This is a genomic window from Chlamydia caviae GPIC, assembly GCF_000007605.1.
GTDB lineage: Bacteria > Chlamydiota > Chlamydiia > Chlamydiales > Chlamydiaceae > Chlamydia > Chlamydia caviae.
Genome location: NC_003361.3, coordinates 675,138 through 692,941 on the forward strand (window position 1 = coordinate 675,138; position 17,804 = coordinate 692,941).

A 17,804-nucleotide genomic window follows, 5' to 3' on the forward strand; every position below is an offset into this window, starting at 1 on the left:
GTAGCGAAAAACTAGACTCGAAAAGGCAAACCTTCTATGAATCTTTATTCATAACAAAGAGAAAAACACGTCTTTTAAAGTCTGACTTTCTTTTTTAAATCTATAACTCTCGCTTCACGCACTTTGGTAATCTTAAATGATTTCGTGAACGTTTCGTATTCTTTGTCCAAAGCCTTAGCATTTTTATTTTTATAAACCATGAAAACTTGATAAAGAGTATGGTTTACTGAAACCAACATCCCTCTAAAATAGATATCTTCACAAGATATCCAAAATTCTAAAGCTTTATGTCCTTGCACCTCTTTTGCCTGCATAAATAAAACCTGAGACTCTGGAAGGGCCTGCAGCATTCCCGAAAATCCTTCTTGAAGATTTAACTCAGGACGGCTGACATCAACTTTCTCAGGATATTCCCATACAGACACAACATATACAGTATTATCTGATTGTGTTTCTGTAACGTATGTATCATAGCGTATAGTAAGTTCTGATTGAGGAACCTCTATAATCTGACCCGAATGGTCCGGATCTCCAGGAAACTCTGCAGAAAACCCACAACTTTTCGTATAGTCATAGCGTTTCCACTTTAGACTATCTTTGATTTGAGATATGGATACACCGTCTTTGGTCTCTCTACTAGAGAACCATCCCTTCATTTTAGAAAGAAAACCTGTTTTCGACTCCCCGGCAACTAATGAAGCTGGACATAGGGTTTGAAGAGATATTAATACGGTTAATAGGAACTTACTTAATCTTGAAAGCATAATAAAAATAAAATACGTTTATTAATTTAATAATATAACTTCCGAGACTTTTTATTATAAATAAAACACAAAAAATCGAAATCATCAAAAAGCCTTGTGTTTTATAAAATCCGTAATGATAATCCTGCTTGTAAAAAAATCTTAGAAATTAAGAGTTATAGCGCTTATGAAAAAGCAAGTATTTGCTAGTAAAAAGGTTGGAGTTCTACCAGCACGATGGGGCAGCGCAAGATTTACTGGGAAGCCCTTAGCAAGCATTCTCGGAAAATCTTTAATACGAAGGACTTATGAGAATATCAATCAAAGCATCGCATTAGATAAAGTCATTGTAGCTACTGATGATCAACGTATTATGGATCATGTTCTAGACTTCGGCGGCGATTGCGTGCTGACAAGTCCTGAATGCGCTAATGGAACAGAGCGCACAGCAGAAACCATATCTCGTTACTTCCCTGAAGCTGAGATTATAGTAAATATTCAGGGAGATGAGCCCTGCTTACAGCACACCGTTGTTGATGCCCTTGTGAGAAAACTAGAAGAATTTCCTGAAATTCAAATAGTTACTCCAGTGGCTAAAACTACAGATTCTCATGAGATCTTAACAAATCAAAAAGTGAAATGTGTTTTCGATAAAAACGGAAAGGCTTTATATTTTAGCAGGAGCCCTATTCCACACATCTTAAAAAAAGAGACACCGATTTATCTTCATATTGGCGTATATGCATTTAGAAGGAATGCCCTATTCAATTACATTGAATCTTCCCCTACACCATTAAGCCAAGCTGAAGATCTGGAGCAACTGCGTATACTAGAACACGGTGGATCTATTCATGTGTGTGTCGTGGAAGCTAAGAGCCCCTCAGTTGATTATCCTGAAGATATAAACAAGGTGGAAAAATACTTAACATGCCATTCAAGTGCATCTTTTTAACAGGAGGAGTTGTTTCTTCCCTAGGCAAGGGATTAACCGCAGCCTCATTAGCTCTATTATTAGAGCGTCAAAATCTTAAAGTTGCCATGTTAAAACTGGATCCCTATCTTAACGTTGATCCGGGAACTATGAATCCTTACGAACACGGTGAGGTCTACGTTACCAACGACGGAATAGAGACGGATCTAGATCTTGGTCACTATCATCGATTCTCTTCAGTAAACCTATCGAAATATTCTACAGCAACCTCAGGACAAATCTACGCTCGAGTGATTAAAAGAGAACGCGAAGGAGTTTATCTAGGAAGCACTGTTCAAGTTATCCCTCATATTACTAACGAGATCATCGAAGTGATCCTAGAATGTGCTAAGGAAAATCAACCTGATGTATTAATCGTAGAAATTGGTGGCACTGTTGGTGATATAGAATCCCTACCTTTTCTCGAAGCTATTCGCCAATTCCGTTGCGAGCATGCGGCAAACTGCTTCAGCATTCATATGACTTATGTGCCTTATTTAAAAGCTGCTGGAGAGGTAAAAACAAAGCCTACGCAACATTCTGTTCAAAGCTTAAGAGGAATTGGAATTATTCCTGATGCCATTCTTTGCAGATCTGAAACGCCTCTAAGTAACGAGGTGAAAAAGAAAATCAGTCTATTTTGTAACGTCCCCGATAGCGCCGTTTTCAATGTTGTAGACGTCGAGCATTCCATTTATGAAATGCCCTTAATGCTCTCTCGAGAAAAGATTTCTACATTTATTACGGAAAAGTTAGGGCTATTTACAAAGCAAGAAGACTTAAGCGATTGGAAAATTCTCATAGAACGTCTACGCAATCCTCTTCCAAATAAAGTGCGTATTGGTTTGGTAGGTAAATACGTACAACATAAAGATGCGTATAAATCTGTCTTTGAGTCGATTACTCATGCCGCATTAAGTTTAAATTGCGCGGTAGACATTCTTCCTTTAGATTCTGAAGATCCTCATTTCCTTGAAGCCCTAGAAGAGTGTGATGGCTGTTTAGTTCCCGGAGGTTTTGGAATTCGTGGATGGGAAGGAAAAATTACTGCAGCAAAGCTCTGCCGAGAAAGAGGCATCCCTTACTTTGGTATTTGCCTAGGAATGCAAGTTCTTGTTGTTGAGTATGCTCGCAATGTCATGGACTTAGAAAAAGCCAATTCAACAGAAATGGATCAAGATACACCACATCCTGTTATCTGTATGATGGATGGACAAGCCGCTCTAGTCGCTACCGGGGGAACCATGCGTCTTGGCGCCTACCCTTGCACACTATCTCCAGGAACCAAGGTGTATGAAGCCTACGGACAATCCGAAATTATGGAACGCCATCGCCACCGCTATGAAGTAAATTTTGACTATATACAGCAATTAAAAGATCACGGTCTGAATATCGTGGGGAGATGTCCGCAACAAGGACTTTGTGAAATCGTAGAAACCGAAAATCATCCCTGGATGGTCGGTGTGCAATTCCATCCTGAGTTCCTGTCAAAATTGATAACACCTCATCCTCTATTTGTAGGCTTTATTCAGGCAGCACTTCTATACTCGAAGAATAAAAGCCATGTCTAATCCTAAGAATAAGAAAGAAAAAACTTTCCTAGGTATAGACTATGGACAGAGGCGCATAGGCCTTGCCTATGCCGCCTCGCCTCTGTTCATCAGTCTACCTATAGGATGTATAGAAGCAGGAAATACAGTAGAGGCTACCGCTAAAATTCTTTTCAATATTATTCAAGAACGCAGCGTATCTTGTGTTGTGTTAGGGAATCCTATTCCTATGCAAAAAGGACAAAAATCCGCCCTACAAGAAGAAATCACCAAACTTTCTTCCTTAATTCAGGAATCTTGTGGCGTTGAAGTTATCCTTTGGGATGAAAGACTTTCTTCTGCACAAGCAGAGCGCATGCTAAAAGGTGATTGCGGATTAAGTAGAAAAAAAAGAAAAGGGAAAACCGATACTATTGCCGCAACGCTAATTCTCACCAGCTTTTTAGAAAGCTCCCCCCCAAAGATATTCCTAAAAAAAACATGCCCGAAGCCTCCTGTCAGATAGATTTTTTAATTCATTAAGAATAAAAAAATTCAATCTATGCAATTTATATTTTTCAAAAAAAAATCCATACATAAATTATTTAAATTCAGCAATGTATAAATTACTTTGAACAAAAAACTAAAAAATCTTAACCTTTTGTCTCTGAAAATCCCAGATTGATCTATAATACAAAAGATTTTCAGTGCCATCACAACACGATGAAATAAATCTTAATGTCCTTCCTTTAAAAAAAAATGATAATGAAGGTGTTCTCCTTTTTTATGATGTTCACACGGTGGCTGTTTGCAATTGTTCTCGCGTCTTCAATTCTAGCAGGCTGTTCCCCAGCAGCTTTGAGATCATCAAAAACTCTTACGATTGCCATTCATGACGATCCTGTATCTCTATCTCCTGAGCAAGCAAAGCGCGCGTTAGATCTTTCTATTTCCAAGCTTATTTTTGAAGGACTTACAAGAGAAAATCCTTATAAAAATGATGTGGAATTTGCCTTGGCAAGTCACTACACCGTATCTGCTGACGAAAAAATCTATACATTTTTCATAAAACATGATGCCTGCTGGAGTAATGGCTCTCCCATTAGGTCTCAAGACATTGCTAAAGCTTGGGAATACGCGAAAACCTTCTCTCCTCACCATAAAGCTTTCGAAGGCATCCATTTCAAAGCCTGCTCACCATCGAGTATTACTTTAACCTTAGACACGCCAAATCCTAAGCTATTACAATTGCTAGCCTTCCCCGCATTTGCCGTTTTCAATCCTGAAAATACGACTATGTTTAGCGGACCTTTTCATCTAGTGACCCACAATCCTGGCCATAGCCTTCTATTTGAGAAAAATCCTCACTACTATGACAGGGACAAGGTCAGCATAGCCTATGTGAGCCTACTGGTGATCCCAGATTTGTATACTGGAGCCCTTTTACTCAATCGCGGGAAAATTCACTGGCTAGGGCAACCTTGGCATCAAGGCTTAACTAAAGAATTAAAGGAAACGACTCCATACCATTATAAGAGCTATCCTGTAGAAGGAACGTTCTGGCTGATACTCAATACAAAAGATCCTATACTATCGCAATTTCATAACCGTTATAGATTAGCAGCAGCTATTAATAGAGAAGAAATCATCGAGCATGCTCTACAAGGAAATCAAGAACCTGCTCATACACTATCGAGAAACTCCTCTCCCTATTATCAATACAACAAGCCAAAACCCATTACCCCTACAGAAAAACTCACCCTCACCTACCCTTCTAATATTTTAAGATGCCAACGCATTGCAGAAATCCTTAAAGAACAATGTAAATCCGTAGGCCTCGATCTATTTCTTGAAGGGTTAGAATACCATGTATTTCTAAGCAAAAGACAAATGGGAGATTTTACGATAGCTACAGGCACAGGAGTAGCCTACTACCCCAACGCTCCTCTTCTTCCCGAAGCAGAGAAGCTTATGAAAAAATTGGAAGTTATTCCTATCTACCATATGAGCTACGATTATATTACACTATCTCCGATAGAAAAAATCCTCCACAACGCTTCCGGAGCTGTAGATCTTAAATACGCACGTTTGCCTTAAAAGCCCCGACAACATAGTAGGAAGTGAAAAATCTTAGCTTTTATGGAGCTAAGATTGGAAATTATTTTTTTTAACAGTAATCTAAATCCAACCTACTATTCAACTGCAAGGCAATCTCATGACGAATAGATTCAGAAAATACTACGCTGCTTGTTTCTTATCTCTTGCTAGTGTGTTTCTAATCAGCTGTCATCAACAATCTTCTCAAGATATAGGGAAATCCTTAAGAATCGGCATGTCATACGATCCTATTTCTTTAGACCCTAGATGCACCTATTTAAAAAAAGATATCTCCTTAGCAAAAGCTCTTTACGAAGGTTTAGTTCGCGAACATATTTCTAAGGATCATGTTATCTTGGGAATGGCTAAAGATTATACAGTATCGCAGGAAGGCTGCGTGTACACCTTTAATTTAAGAGATACACAATGGAGCAACGGCGACCCGGTAACAGCGTATGATTTCGAAGAATCTATAAAGCAAATTCATACAAAAAATCTTCCTATCTCCTACCATAACCTTCTCTATATCATCAAAAATTCCAAAGCGATTATCGAGGATAATCTTCCTGTAGAGCAATTAGGGGTTAAAGCCTTGGATGTAAATACACTAGAAATTACTTTAGAACACCCCTCATCTAATTTCATAGAAATGGTCTCGCACCCGTTATTTTTCCCCGTCCATACATCCTTGAGGGAATATTATAAAAATCCACAAATTAAGCCCGTTTATATCTCTAACGGACCTTTTATATTGAGTGATTTTCAGCCACAAAAACATCTGACAATGAAAAAAAATCCCCACTACTATGATGTCGAGAAAGTGAAAATCGATACTCTGATCTTTAAAGTAATGTCCGATGCTCACACAGCAGCAAAATTCTTTAAAAATAATCTCATTGATATTCTAGGGAATCCTTGGATATCAAAAATCCCTCACGAAATGCTACACAACACTCCCGACGAGATAAAACACGTATACTCTGTATGCTCAACTTCTATACTCATCTATAATCTAGATATGCCTGTGCTACAAAATAAAGCCCTCAGAAAAGCTCTGGCCTATGCTATCGATAAAGAATCCCTAATCCCTCTGCTCAATTCAGCAAGAATTGCTAATTCCTTTTTACCTCCAGAATTATCTGAGGTACGGAATCAAGCGGCGCTCAGTAAAGAACAACGAGAAGAAAAAGCCCGAGAATACCTCAAAGAAGCAAAAACGACGCTATCAGAAAAAGATCTCGCAGAACTATCTCTTATTTATCCTCAAGAATCCAGTGTGTTTTCTCTCGTCGTCCAAGAACTTCAACAACAGTTTAAAAACGTTCTCGGTATGCATATTCCCATTCAAGGTGTGGAATACTTCTGCTTCTTAGAAAAAAGAAATAAAGGTGATTTTTACTTATCCGTAGGAGGGTGGATAGCAGAATATCTCAATGCGAGAAATTTCCTCACAGTACTCGGAAATCCAGAAAATAAAGAAACAAGCCATCAACTAGGAAAATGGAACAATAAACAGTTCGATCAGATCTTAAGCAAATACCATACACATACATTCACAAAAGAAGATCAAATCCTAGCCGAAGCACTTATCGAAGACGAACTCCCCGTATTCCCTATGTACCACTTTAACTATATCTATATAGCACAACCCCAGGTAAACAATCTCTACGCCTCGCCTCTAGGCCATGTAGATCTTAAAGAAGTGGAGCTCCTTCCCCTTACATGACTCAAAACTTATAAAAATATCGCTATATAGATATTTCTTAAAAATCAAACATATAGCTTTAAAATATCTAATAAACCTATTGATTCAGCGACGCTAATTACATAATTGGGTAAAATGAAACCAAGATAACAAACCTTGGCTGAGCGTAAAAAAACGCTTTTTAAACGTATGACAAGAAAATTGCGCAAGTTTCTAACTCCTACCCTATCAGCTCTCTTTTTTTTAGGAAGTTTACTGCTGTGCACAAGCTGTCATACACACACTTCTAAAAATCAAAATTCTTTAAAAATAGCAATTAGCCATGATCCCATGTCCCTGGATCCAAGAAGTGCTTGCTTAAGTAAGGATATTTCGCTAGCTCAAGCACTTTACGAAGGCCTTGTTAGAGAACGTTCAGGAAATCCTGAACTTGCTCTAACAAAGTGCTACACCATATCTGATGATCAGACCGTCTATACTTTTTACCTTAAAGATGCCTTATGGAGTAACGGAGACCCGATTACAGCATATGACTTCGAAGAATCTATAAAACAAATTCATAAGCTCGAAGTTACCTCATCCTCCAACTTCCTCCTCAGCGTTATTAAAAATTCCCAAACGGTAATGAGTAAGGAGCTACCTATGGATAAGTTGGGAATTCGCGCCATAGACAAATCAACATTAGAAATCACCCTGGAAAAGCCCATCCCCTACTTTCTCGAGCTGCTTGCCTATCCTATTTTCTTTCCAGCACACAAATCCTTAAGAGATTTCTATTCTTCAGGAAAGACGAACCTTCCTAATATTTCTAACGGCCCTTTTATCATCGAAACCTACCAGCCGCAACACCAACTAACTATTAAAAAAAATGCGCTGTATCACGACAAATCTTCGGTACATCTTGATACAATTGTATTCCAAATTGTTCCCGATACACATACAGCAATTCAGCTCTTACAAAAAAATCTTATTGATTGGGTAGGCTCTCCCTGGAGCTCCCCTATTTCTAAAGAAGACCAATACCATATCCCTAAAGACAAACTTCATAATTATCCCGTGCTGGGAACAACAGCTCTAATATGCAATTTAAAAAATAGCCCCACCCAGAACCTCGCCCTAAGAAAAGCCCTGGCCTATGCCATTGATAAAGCAACCTTACTGCAATTTATTAGCCAAGGAAAAGTCGCTGACCATTTCCTACCCCCAGAATTATCAAAAATCCATAAACGATCTTATGTATCTCAGGAAGAACTTCAGGAACGCGCTCGGTTGTGTTTTAAAGAAGCCCTAAAAGAACTCTCCCCAAAAGATATCTCAGAATTATCCATTATTTATCCTTTAGAGTCCGTCTGTTTAAACTCCATTGTCCAAGAGATACAACAGCAAATCAAAAATGTCTTAGGAATTCATATCACAATCCAAGGTATGGAATACCATTGCTTCTTAGATAAAAGACGCCGTGGTGATTTCACACTAGCTACAGGAAGATGGGTAGCAGACTATCCAAGACCTTCATCCTTTCTTGCAATTCTTGGAAACTTTAAAAGTGATGAACCTACCAAATCTTTAACAAAATGGGAAAATGCACAATACAACCACATTCTAAACGCCCTACTTTCCCCAGAAGAAAATATTCAAAATCAAATCTTAGCTGAAGAACTTATCGAAGACGAACTCCCCATTATTCCTCTATACCACTTCGAATATACCTACGCAGCTAATCCTAGAATTCAAAATATCTATACCTCATTACTGGGGCACATTGATCTAAAAGAGATAGAACTTTCAAAATAAGCTGCCCTTTTCATCACCGCCGAAGACTCTGATCAGCTTTTGCCTAAGTCAAACAAAATATTGACTTAAACTTGAAAAAAAATGTCTTAAAAGCGAATCTCCTCACGAATCAATGAATTATTTTATATTGAAGCTGCGATAAATCAGAGATATAATATTTTTGGTTGAGAAAGGTCCTAAATCAAGGATCTTTGCCAAGATATCAAAGATATTTAAGGTGTAGGTAATGTTTCGTTATATAAAGAAGCGCTTAGTATTTAACTTGCTTTCTTTATGGATCGTCCTAACCTTAACTTTCCTGGTGATGAAAACCATTCCAGGAGATCCGTTTAATGACGAAGGTAGCAATACTTTATCCCAAGAAACTTTACAAATTCTTAAGGCTCGTTACGGATTAAACAAGCCCCTATACCAACAGTATATTCAATACTTAAAATCTTTGGTAACCTTAGATTTTGGAAACTCCCTTGTTTATAAAGACCGCAGTGTAACAAGTATTATCACTACAGCATTTCCTGCATCAGCAATTCTTGGACTTGAAAGCCTTGTTCTTTCTATCTTCGGAGGCATCTCATTAGGAACACTAGCAGCATTAAGAAAGAAGAAGCAGGGACGCTATATCCTTCTTTCTTCTATTTTACAAATTTCCATTCCTGCCTTTGTCCTTGCAACTATGCTGCAATACGTTTTTGCAGTGAAGATACCGATTTTCCCGATAGCCTGTTGGGGGAATTTCTCCCATACAATTTTGCCCTCCCTAGCTTTAGCAATCACTCCGATGGCATTCATCACCCAGCTAACGTTTTCCTCAGTATCTTCAGTCTTAAACAAAGACTACGTGCTACTTGCTTACGCTAAAGGGCTCTCGCCAATAAAAGTTATATTGAGACATATTCTCCCCTATGCGGTATTCCCTACCATTTCCTATGCTGCCTTTCTTGTAACTACAGTCATGACAGGAACTTTTGCGATAGAAAATATTTTCTGCATTCCTGGTTTAGGGAAATGGTTCGTCTGCAGTATTAAACAGAGGGATTATCCAGTAACACTAGGATTATCCGTATTTTACGGAGCTTTCTTTATGCTAGCCTCCCTATTGTCGGATCTTATACAAGCAATGATAGATCCTCAGCTTCGTTATTCTTACAAAGAAGCTGAACAGAAAATAAACTTTTCTCAGGAAAACAAGCATTTCGAGCAAAATCCATAGAACTTAGGTGACCAATAAAATAAAACTAAAAGAAACAAATAAGGTGCTCAAAAAAAACTTCATGGATATTCCTTTAAAATCTTCTCACCCCACTCTATGGCAACGTATGAAAGGAAATACCATGTTTATGGTAGGCATCTCCATACTAGGAACCTTAATCCTAAGTGCTGTTCTCCTTCCATGGATTTACCCTAATTACGAACAGACATCTTTAGAACATACCTTATCCCAACCAGGGAAAATGTTTCCTTTTGGAACCGATTCTCTAGGACGTTGTATGCTCGCTAGAACGGTTCAAGGTATTCGCCTATCGTTACTGATTGCAGTAACAGCAACCCTTATTGATGTCTTTGTAGGCCTTCTTTGGTCTACAATAGCGCTATCCGCAGGGAAAAAAGTCGCTTTCCTGATGATGCGGATTACAGAAATCCTATTTTCTATTCCTAGAATCCCTGTAATCATTCTTCTTCTTGTTATCTTTGATCATGGGATTCTTCCCTTGATTCTTGCGATGACGCTTACAGGATGGATCCCCATAGCACGCATTATCTACGGGCAATTCTTATTATTAGAAAATAAAGAGTTTGTACTTTCTGCAAAGACTATGAACGCATCTACTTTTCATATTCTTAGAAAGCATCTTCTTCCCAATACACTTACACCGATTATCTCTACGCTCATTTTTACTATTCCCGGAGCGATATATACAGAAGCCTTTATTAGCTTTTTAGGCTTAGGGATTCAGCCTCCACAAGCCAGTCTAGGAACATTAGTAAAAGAAGGGATTAACGCTATTGACTACTATCCTTGGTTGTTTTTCATTCCATCATTTTTCATGATTACACTCTCAATAAGCTTTAATCTTATTGGTGAGGGAGCAAAAGCTCTATTCATAGAGGAAAACTCTCATGCCTGATACCTTGCTCAACATACAAAATCTAACGATAGCATCAAATAATCCACGTAAATTGCTGATAGACAATCTTAGCCTTACAATCAAAAAACGCCATGGCCTAGCTTTAGTTGGAGAGAATGGTTCGGGAAAAACAACAATTACTAAGGCGATTCTTGGTTTCCTTCCAGATAATTGTGAAATTATAGAAGGAAATATCTTCTTTGAAGATCAGGACTTAAAGACCATGTCTTATAAAAATTTCCAAAAGATCCGCGGAAGAAAAATCGCTACGGTATTGCAAAATGCTATGGGATCCCTCACCCCATCTATGCGTATAGGGGCGCAAATTGTAGAAACCTTACGACAACATACTCCCCTAACAAAAAAAGAAGCTTATACAAAAGCTATAGAACTATTAACAAGCGTACGTATACCGAATCCAGAACGCTGTTTTCATCTCTATCCTTTTGAATTAAGTGGGGGCATGCGTCAACGTACGGTAATCGCGATATCTTTAGCAAGCTCTCCAGAACTTATTCTTGCTGATGAACCTACAACAGCTCTAGATTCCGTATCACAAGCTCAAGTATTGCGCATACTTCGTAAGGTCCATAAGGAAAATAATACAGCAATGTTGTTAGTTACTCACAATCTCGCCTTAGTAACAGAACTCTGTGATGATATTGCGATTATTAAAGATGGCCAACTTATAGAAACAGGAAGCGTAAAAGAAATTTTTTCTTCTCCACAGCATCCTTATACCAAGCGTCTTTTAAAGGCTGTATCGAAAATCCCTCTGACAGCCTCCTCTTCGCCTATTTTAAAAGCGAAGCTTGCTACTTTAAGAAATACAGATACCTTACAGACAATTCATGAGTAATTTAGTAACTATAAACAATTTATCCCTTGCTATTAGAAAACAAGTTATTCTCAATAACATCAACCTTCAATTGAAAAAGGGAGAATGCCTGACAATTGTTGGTGCGAGCGGATCAGGGAAGTCTTCATTAGCTCTGGCTATTTTAGGATTAATGCGACCAAATCAAGGAACGATTACCTTTCATGTTGATCCTAAAACACCAAAAGCAAAAACAGTACAGATTGTCTGGCAAGACGTGCACTCAAGTTTAAATCCTACTATGAGTATCGAAGATCTCATTTCAGAGCCCCTGCATATCATAGGCACCTACTCTAAAGAAAAACAAAAAGAAAAAATCCAACGTGTTTTACAACTCGTTAATCTACCGCTATCCGTACTACGCTTAAAACCTCATAAGCTTAGCGGGGGACAAAAACAACGTGTAGCCATTGCAAAAGCTTTAGTATGTGAACCTGATCTCCTTATTTGCGACGAACCTATATCAGCCCTTGACACTCTTAATCAATCACTCATCCTAGAGCTTTTCCAAACAATAAAACAGGAATGTGAAAGCACTCTACTCTTCATTACACATGACATGTCAGCAGCTTATTATATTGCCGATACGATTGCTGTCCTGGACAAAGGATCTCTTGTAGAATATGGTCCTAGAGAAAAAATCTTCCTAGATCCTAAACATAAAAAAACCCAAGAGCTTCTTGATGCTATTCCGCTATTTTCTCTAGAAGATACCGAATGTTATCCCACCTATACACCTCAAGAGAAAGTACTTGTTTAAACTAAACAAAAAAAAATTAGACCTGAAGTGAACACCTAAAGTTCTTTGTAGTATGTGAAGAGTTATGTATACTGCGATGCATACTCATCTCACGATTTGTCTAAAACTGCGTGATTGTGAAACAACAATTACAAAGATAAAATAAGTCATATACACCGCCTAGAGAATTGTCTCTCAATAACATAGGAAAATCATTGTTGAGCGCTTTAGGCGTGATGTGTAAATCGTTGACAGGAAGAAGTTGAGCATGCTACGAATCAAACTAATAGCCCTTGAAATGGAGCGTCATTGACGATGGAAATTTCTCACATCTTGGAAGACCTCGCTTACGATGAGGGAATACTTCCCAGAGAAGCTATAGAAGCTGCTATCGTCAAACATACGCAAATCACTCCTTATCTGCTTCAAATTCTTGAAGACGCTACGGAGCGTGTACCAGAATTAATCAACGATGGTAGCTATCAAGGACATCTCTACGCTATGTACTTGTTAGCGCAGTTTCGAGAAACTCGAGCGCTTCCACTCATTATCAAACTTTTTTCCTATACTGACGACACCCCTCACGCTGTCGCTGGCGATGTTCTTACCGAAGATCTTCCAAGAATTCTCGCTAGTGTCTGTGATGATGAATCTTTGATTAAAGAGCTTATAGAAACTCCTGGTATTAACCCTTACGTAAAAGCTGCAGGAATTTCCAGTCTTGTCCACCTTGTAGGAATAAAAAAAATCTCCAGAGATGCCACTGTGCGTTATTTTGGAGAATTACTAAACTATAGATTAGAAAAAAGCCCTTCTTTTGCTTGGGATAGTCTCATAGCTGCCATATGTGCGCTATATCCCGGAGAATTATTCTACCCGATTAGCAAAGCTTTTAATGCTGGCCTCGTAGATGTAACTTTCATTAGCATGGAAGATGTAACGAATATCATAAATGAAGAAACTATTGAGTCCTGCCTTCAAGAACTTCTATCCTCTCCAGAACTCATTAACGACACCCTAGAAGAAATGGAAAAATGGCTCGAAGATTTTCCTATAGAGCCTTAATCCTAAAGGGATTTTTCCAACAGACCACAACGCAAAGAGGTCCCAAGTGAATAAACAAAAACGTTTCCTATCTCTTTTATTCCTTACTCTCGTACTCTTAGGTATATGGTTCTGTCCTCACCCGGAAGCAATAACTCCCGAAGCCTGGCATCTATTCGCTGTATTCACAACGACAATTTTAGGGATTATCCTACAACCCGTGCCTATGGGAGCCATAGTCATTATTGGGATTTCTATACTGTTACTTACACGCACCTTAACCCTGGAACAAGGGTTGTCAGGATTTCATGAGCCGATAGCCTGGTTGGTCTTCCTATCCTTTTCCATAGCAAAAGGTATTATTAAAACAGGACTTGGAGAACGCGTTGCTTATTTTTTCGTAAGCGTCTTAGGGCAAAACCCTCTAGGATTAAGCTACGGTTTAGTCATCACAGATTTTCTACTCGCTCCCGCTATTCCTAGCGTGACAGCACGTTCTGGAGGTATTCTCTATCCTGTCGTTATGGGATTATCAGAATCCTTCGGAAGTTCTTCGGAAAAAGGTACAGAGAGCCTAATCGGATCTTTCTTAATTAAAGTCGCATACCAAAGTTCTGTAATTACCAGCGCAATGTTCCTTACAGCTATGGCGGGAAACCCTCTATTAGCAGCTTTAGCAAGTAATGCAGGAATCTCTTTAACTTGGGCACTATGGGCAAAAGCCGCGATAATTCCTGGATTGCTTAGCTTAGTCCTCATGCCTATAGTACTTTATAAGTTCTATCCACCAACAATTACCTCCTGTGAAGAAGCCATCCGCTCAGCAAAATTACGTCTTAAAGAAATGGGACCTTTGAAAAAAGGTGAAAAGATTATCTTAATGATTTTCATTCTTCTTGTTGTCTTATGGACATTTGGAGACCTTTTAAGAATCTCAGCGACAACAGCAGCATTAATTGGCTTATCCCTACTCATTCTTACAAATATTTTAGATTGGCATAAAGATGTTATGGCCAATACCACCGCCTGGGAAACTTTTATTTGGTTTGGTGCTCTTATCATGATGGCATCATTCCTAAACCAGTTTGGCTTTATTCCTCTAATTGGTAATTCCGTAGCTGCGGGAGTCGCAGGATTATCTTGGAAAGTAGGGTTCCCCATCCTCTTCCTGATATACTTCTACTCGCACTACTTATTCGCAAGTAACACAGCGCATATCGGAGCGATGTTCCCGGTATTCCTAGCTGTTTCTATATCCCTAGGAACAAACCCGATTTTTGCCTGCTTAGTATTCGCTTTTTCAAGTAACCTATTTGGTGGCCTCACCCACTACGGTTCAGGACCTGCTCCCCTGTACTTTGGCTCTCAACTCGTTTCAATTAAAGATTGGTGGAGATCCGGTTTCATCCTGAGTATTGTAAATATCGCCATTTGGATCGGCATTGGCACCCTATGGTGGAAACTCCTTGGTCTTTTCTAAACCGAATCTCCCTTAACAACGAGAATACAACCTTCTGCCAGAAGGTTTTCTCATTGTTGATAAAGAAAAACACAGCTAACTTACAAAAATAACCGTCCATTAATTGTTATGCATCCGAACTCTAGCGATCTCAATGGTGTAATTATTCCAGGCACGCCTCCCCTGCCTAGAGAACTACAAAAATTTCCCTCTTTAGTTGCTACTAGTGATCAACGTTTTTCTCCTAAATTTGATGCGGATGTTGCTAAGCTTTTCCCAAATACCTATGACAGCCCTTATCTAAAATTCACCTCAGGAACTCTACCAACTCTACAACCATTAAAAGTCGGTGTTATGCTATCTGGAGGCCCCGCTCCTGGTGGGCATAATGTCATTTGGGGACTATTGCATAGCTTAAAAAAAATCCATCCTGATAGCTCCTTAATAGGATTTTTAGATAACGGTCAGGGCATCCTTAATAATAATACGGTAGAAATTACCGAAGAGTTTATGGAATGCTTTAGAAATTCTGGAGGGTTCAATTGTATAGGGACAGGGAGAACAAATATCATTACCGAAGAAAATAAAGCTGCATGCTTAAAAACAGTGAAAGCTTTAAATCTTGATGGCTTAGTCATCATTGGCGGAGATGGTTCAAATACAGCAACTGCCATCCTCGCGGAATATTTTTCTCAACACCATCCTAAAACATGCGTTGTTGGCGTCCCTAAAACTATTGATGGAGATCTCCAACACTTATTTTTAGACCTGACTTTTGGATTTGATTCAGCGACAAAGTTCTACTCTTCAATTATTAGCAATATCTCAAGAGATACACTATCTTGTAAAGCCCATTACCACTTCATAAAACTTATGGGCCGATCCGCATCTCATATTGCTTTAGAGTGCACGCTACAAACCCATCCCAATATCACCCTTATAGGCGAAGAAATCGCAGAAAAGAATGTGCCTCTAAAAACTATTATCCATAAGGTATGCTCGATCATTGCAGATAGAGCCGCTATGGGAAAATACTACGGCATCATTCTTATTCCTGAAGGTATTATCGAATTTATTCCTGAGATTAATAATCTTGTTAAAGAAATCGAAAGGCTTCCTGAAAATGCTGATAAATTCTCATCGCTATCTCGAGAATCTCAAAAACTATTAAATAGCTTCCCTGAGGCTATTGCTAACCAGCTTCTTAATGACAGAGATGCTCACGGAAATGTCTATGTATCTAAAATTAGCGTAGACAAACTTCTTATCCACCTTGTAGATAATCATTTAAAAAAGCATTTCAAAAATGTTCCCTTTAATGCAATTTCCCATTTCTTAGGTTATGAAGGGAGATCGTGCTTACCGACAAAATTCGATAATACTTATAGCTACGCTCTCGGCTATGGCGCGGGAGTGCTCACACTGAATCGTTGTAACGGTTACCTCACAGTTATTGAATCGCTAATCAATATTGTAGATAAGTGGCGGCTACGCGCCATGCCTATCGTGAAAATGTTTACAACAAAGAAAAATTCAGATGGAACTATAAGACCTCTAATAAAAAAGAGCTTAATCGATATAAGCAGCCCAGCTTTCGTTAAGTTTAAATTATACAGAAAAATTTGGGCTCTTGAAGACTCCTATCGCTTCTTAGGACCATTGCAAATTGATACACCACCAAACGCTCATTCTGATCATTTCCCTCCACTAACCCTACTCCTTAACCATAATGAATGGCAAAAAAGATGCTCAATTTGTATGGAAATTCCTGATTGCGATTACTAATCTTCCCCCTCTTAAATCGCTAAAATTAAGAGATAAGGATTAGACTTTCTTCTCGACGAATTCTTCTTAAAGAATTAAAACATGATAAAAGCCTCCCGTAAGCTTAGGAGAAATGGAACCAAATGAGCACTACATGCCACAAACATGAACAACGCCATGTTATAAAATTTAATATTCTGAATAACATCACAACATTCGGTGTTCTTCACACACCTGTGCAAGCTTGTACTCCCTATCCTTTAGTGATTATCCTTCACGGCTTAGCCTCAAATAAAATTGGTTCTAAACGTACTCATGTACAGCTTGCTGAAAACCTTACACAATGTGGCATTGCTGCTTTACGTGTTGATCTTCCTGGGCATGGCGATTCAGAAGGCTCCCTTTACGACTTCTCCTTTAGCGATTATATCAATAGCGCAAATGAAATTGTTTCATATGGTTATGGCTTAAATACTATTGATACAAAAAATATCGCTATTTTTGGTTCTTCCTTAGGAGCTACTTTAGCTCTATTAAATATGCCTACTTTGCCATATGTAAAGAGCCTTGCTGTATGGGCACCAACAATTCAAGGTGCTATATGGCTACAAGAAGCCATCAATATCCCCAATACTATCCTTGCCCACGCTCCAGCCTCAGAAGATATTCTCTATGCAGGGATGCCCATAAATAAAACGTTCTGCTCACAATTTATCCAAATGGATGTCACTAAAGAAGTCCCTAAATTTTCTGATTCTCTATCTATCCTACATATGCAAGGAGAAGACGATACTACAGTATCTCTACATCACCAAAAGATCTTTGCTACAGCTATGAGCCAGAAACCCAATCCCTTTGAAATGCGCACGTATCCAAATGTAGGACACCATGTACCTCTGTCTTGCTCTATGTTATCAGAACTTGTACAATGGTTAAAACATCAACTCATTCCCTAGG

General features: G+C 38.7%; 15 protein-coding genes. 14 read left to right on the forward strand and 1 reads right to left on the reverse strand.

Annotation, left to right across the window (positions count from 1 at the left end; genetic code table 11):
* Window positions 1-74: 74 nt before the first annotated feature.
* Window positions 75-764 (reverse strand): hypothetical protein, encoded by a 690-nt coding sequence (locus CCA_RS03000; protein WP_011006552.1) that lies wholly within the window; start codon window positions 762-764, stop codon window positions 75-77.
* A gap of 166 nt (window positions 765-930) precedes the next feature.
* Here CCA_RS03000 and kdsB point away from each other — a divergent pair, with 166 nt between their 5' ends.
* The 14 genes from kdsB to CCA_RS03070 all read left to right on the forward strand — a co-directional run bounded on the left by kdsB (window position 931) and on the right by CCA_RS03070 (window position 17,803).
* Window positions 931-1,695 (forward strand): 3-deoxy-manno-octulosonate cytidylyltransferase, encoded by a 765-nt coding sequence (gene kdsB / locus CCA_RS03005; RefSeq protein ID WP_011006553.1) that lies wholly within the window; start codon window positions 931-933, stop codon window positions 1,693-1,695.
* Window positions 1,671-3,284, forward strand: a complete 1,614-nt coding sequence (locus CCA_RS03010; RefSeq protein WP_011006554.1) for a CTP synthase — start codon at window positions 1,671-1,673, stop codon at window positions 3,282-3,284. The genes kdsB and CCA_RS03010 overlap by 25 nt, the downstream gene beginning before the upstream one ends.
* The gene (ruvX, locus tag CCA_RS03015; protein WP_011006555.1) at window positions 3,277-3,768 is read left to right on the forward strand and encodes a Holliday junction resolvase RuvX; all 492 of its coding nucleotides are present in this window, start codon (window positions 3,277-3,279) and stop codon (window positions 3,766-3,768) included. The genes CCA_RS03010 and ruvX overlap by 8 nt, the downstream gene beginning before the upstream one ends.
* Window positions 3,769-4,028: 260 nt before the next feature.
* A complete protein-coding gene (locus CCA_RS03020) occupies window positions 4,029-5,339 on the forward strand; it encodes an ABC transporter substrate-binding protein (RefSeq protein WP_193328798.1) in 1,311 nt (436 codons plus the stop codon).
* A gap of 118 nt (window positions 5,340-5,457) precedes the next feature.
* Window positions 5,458-7,065 (forward strand): peptide ABC transporter substrate-binding protein, encoded by a 1,608-nt coding sequence (locus tag CCA_RS03025; protein ID WP_011006557.1) that lies wholly within the window; start codon window positions 5,458-5,460, stop codon window positions 7,063-7,065.
* Window positions 7,066-7,245: 180 nt separating this feature from the next.
* Window positions 7,246-8,838 (forward strand): peptide ABC transporter substrate-binding protein, encoded by a 1,593-nt coding sequence (locus tag CCA_RS03030; RefSeq protein WP_083748003.1) that lies wholly within the window; start codon window positions 7,246-7,248, stop codon window positions 8,836-8,838.
* A gap of 226 nt (window positions 8,839-9,064) precedes the next feature.
* Entirely contained in the window at window positions 9,065-10,048 is a 984-nt protein-coding gene (locus CCA_RS03035; protein WP_011006559.1) for an ABC transporter permease, read from the forward strand.
* 61 nt (window positions 10,049-10,109) lie between these two features.
* The gene (locus CCA_RS03040; RefSeq protein WP_041462277.1) at window positions 10,110-10,964 is read left to right on the forward strand and encodes an ABC transporter permease; all 855 of its coding nucleotides are present in this window, start codon (window positions 10,110-10,112) and stop codon (window positions 10,962-10,964) included.
* Complete coding sequence (locus CCA_RS03045) at window positions 10,957-11,823, forward strand: ABC transporter ATP-binding protein (protein WP_011006561.1); 867 nt, start codon at window positions 10,957-10,959, stop codon at window positions 11,821-11,823. Before CCA_RS03040 ends, CCA_RS03045 begins: the two co-directional genes overlap by 8 nt.
* Window positions 11,816-12,601 (forward strand): ABC transporter ATP-binding protein, encoded by a 786-nt coding sequence (locus tag CCA_RS03050; RefSeq protein ID WP_011006562.1) that lies wholly within the window; start codon window positions 11,816-11,818, stop codon window positions 12,599-12,601. The genes CCA_RS03045 and CCA_RS03050 overlap by 8 nt, the downstream gene beginning before the upstream one ends.
* A 288-nt stretch (window positions 12,602-12,889) precedes the next feature.
* The gene (locus CCA_RS03055; RefSeq protein WP_011006563.1) at window positions 12,890-13,645 is read left to right on the forward strand and encodes a DUF1186 domain-containing protein; all 756 of its coding nucleotides are present in this window, start codon (window positions 12,890-12,892) and stop codon (window positions 13,643-13,645) included.
* A 46-nt stretch (window positions 13,646-13,691) separates the two neighbouring features.
* Window positions 13,692-15,104, forward strand: a complete 1,413-nt coding sequence (locus CCA_RS03060) for an anion permease (RefSeq protein WP_011006564.1) — start codon at window positions 13,692-13,694, stop codon at window positions 15,102-15,104.
* Between the two features lie 108 nt (window positions 15,105-15,212).
* Complete coding sequence (locus CCA_RS03065) at window positions 15,213-16,868, forward strand: diphosphate--fructose-6-phosphate 1-phosphotransferase (protein WP_011006565.1); 1,656 nt, start codon at window positions 15,213-15,215, stop codon at window positions 16,866-16,868.
* 122 nt (window positions 16,869-16,990) lie between these two features.
* A complete protein-coding gene (locus tag CCA_RS03070) occupies window positions 16,991-17,803 on the forward strand; it encodes an alpha/beta hydrolase (protein WP_011006566.1) in 813 nt (270 codons plus the stop codon).
* The last annotated feature ends 1 nt before the right edge of the window (window position 17,804 follow it).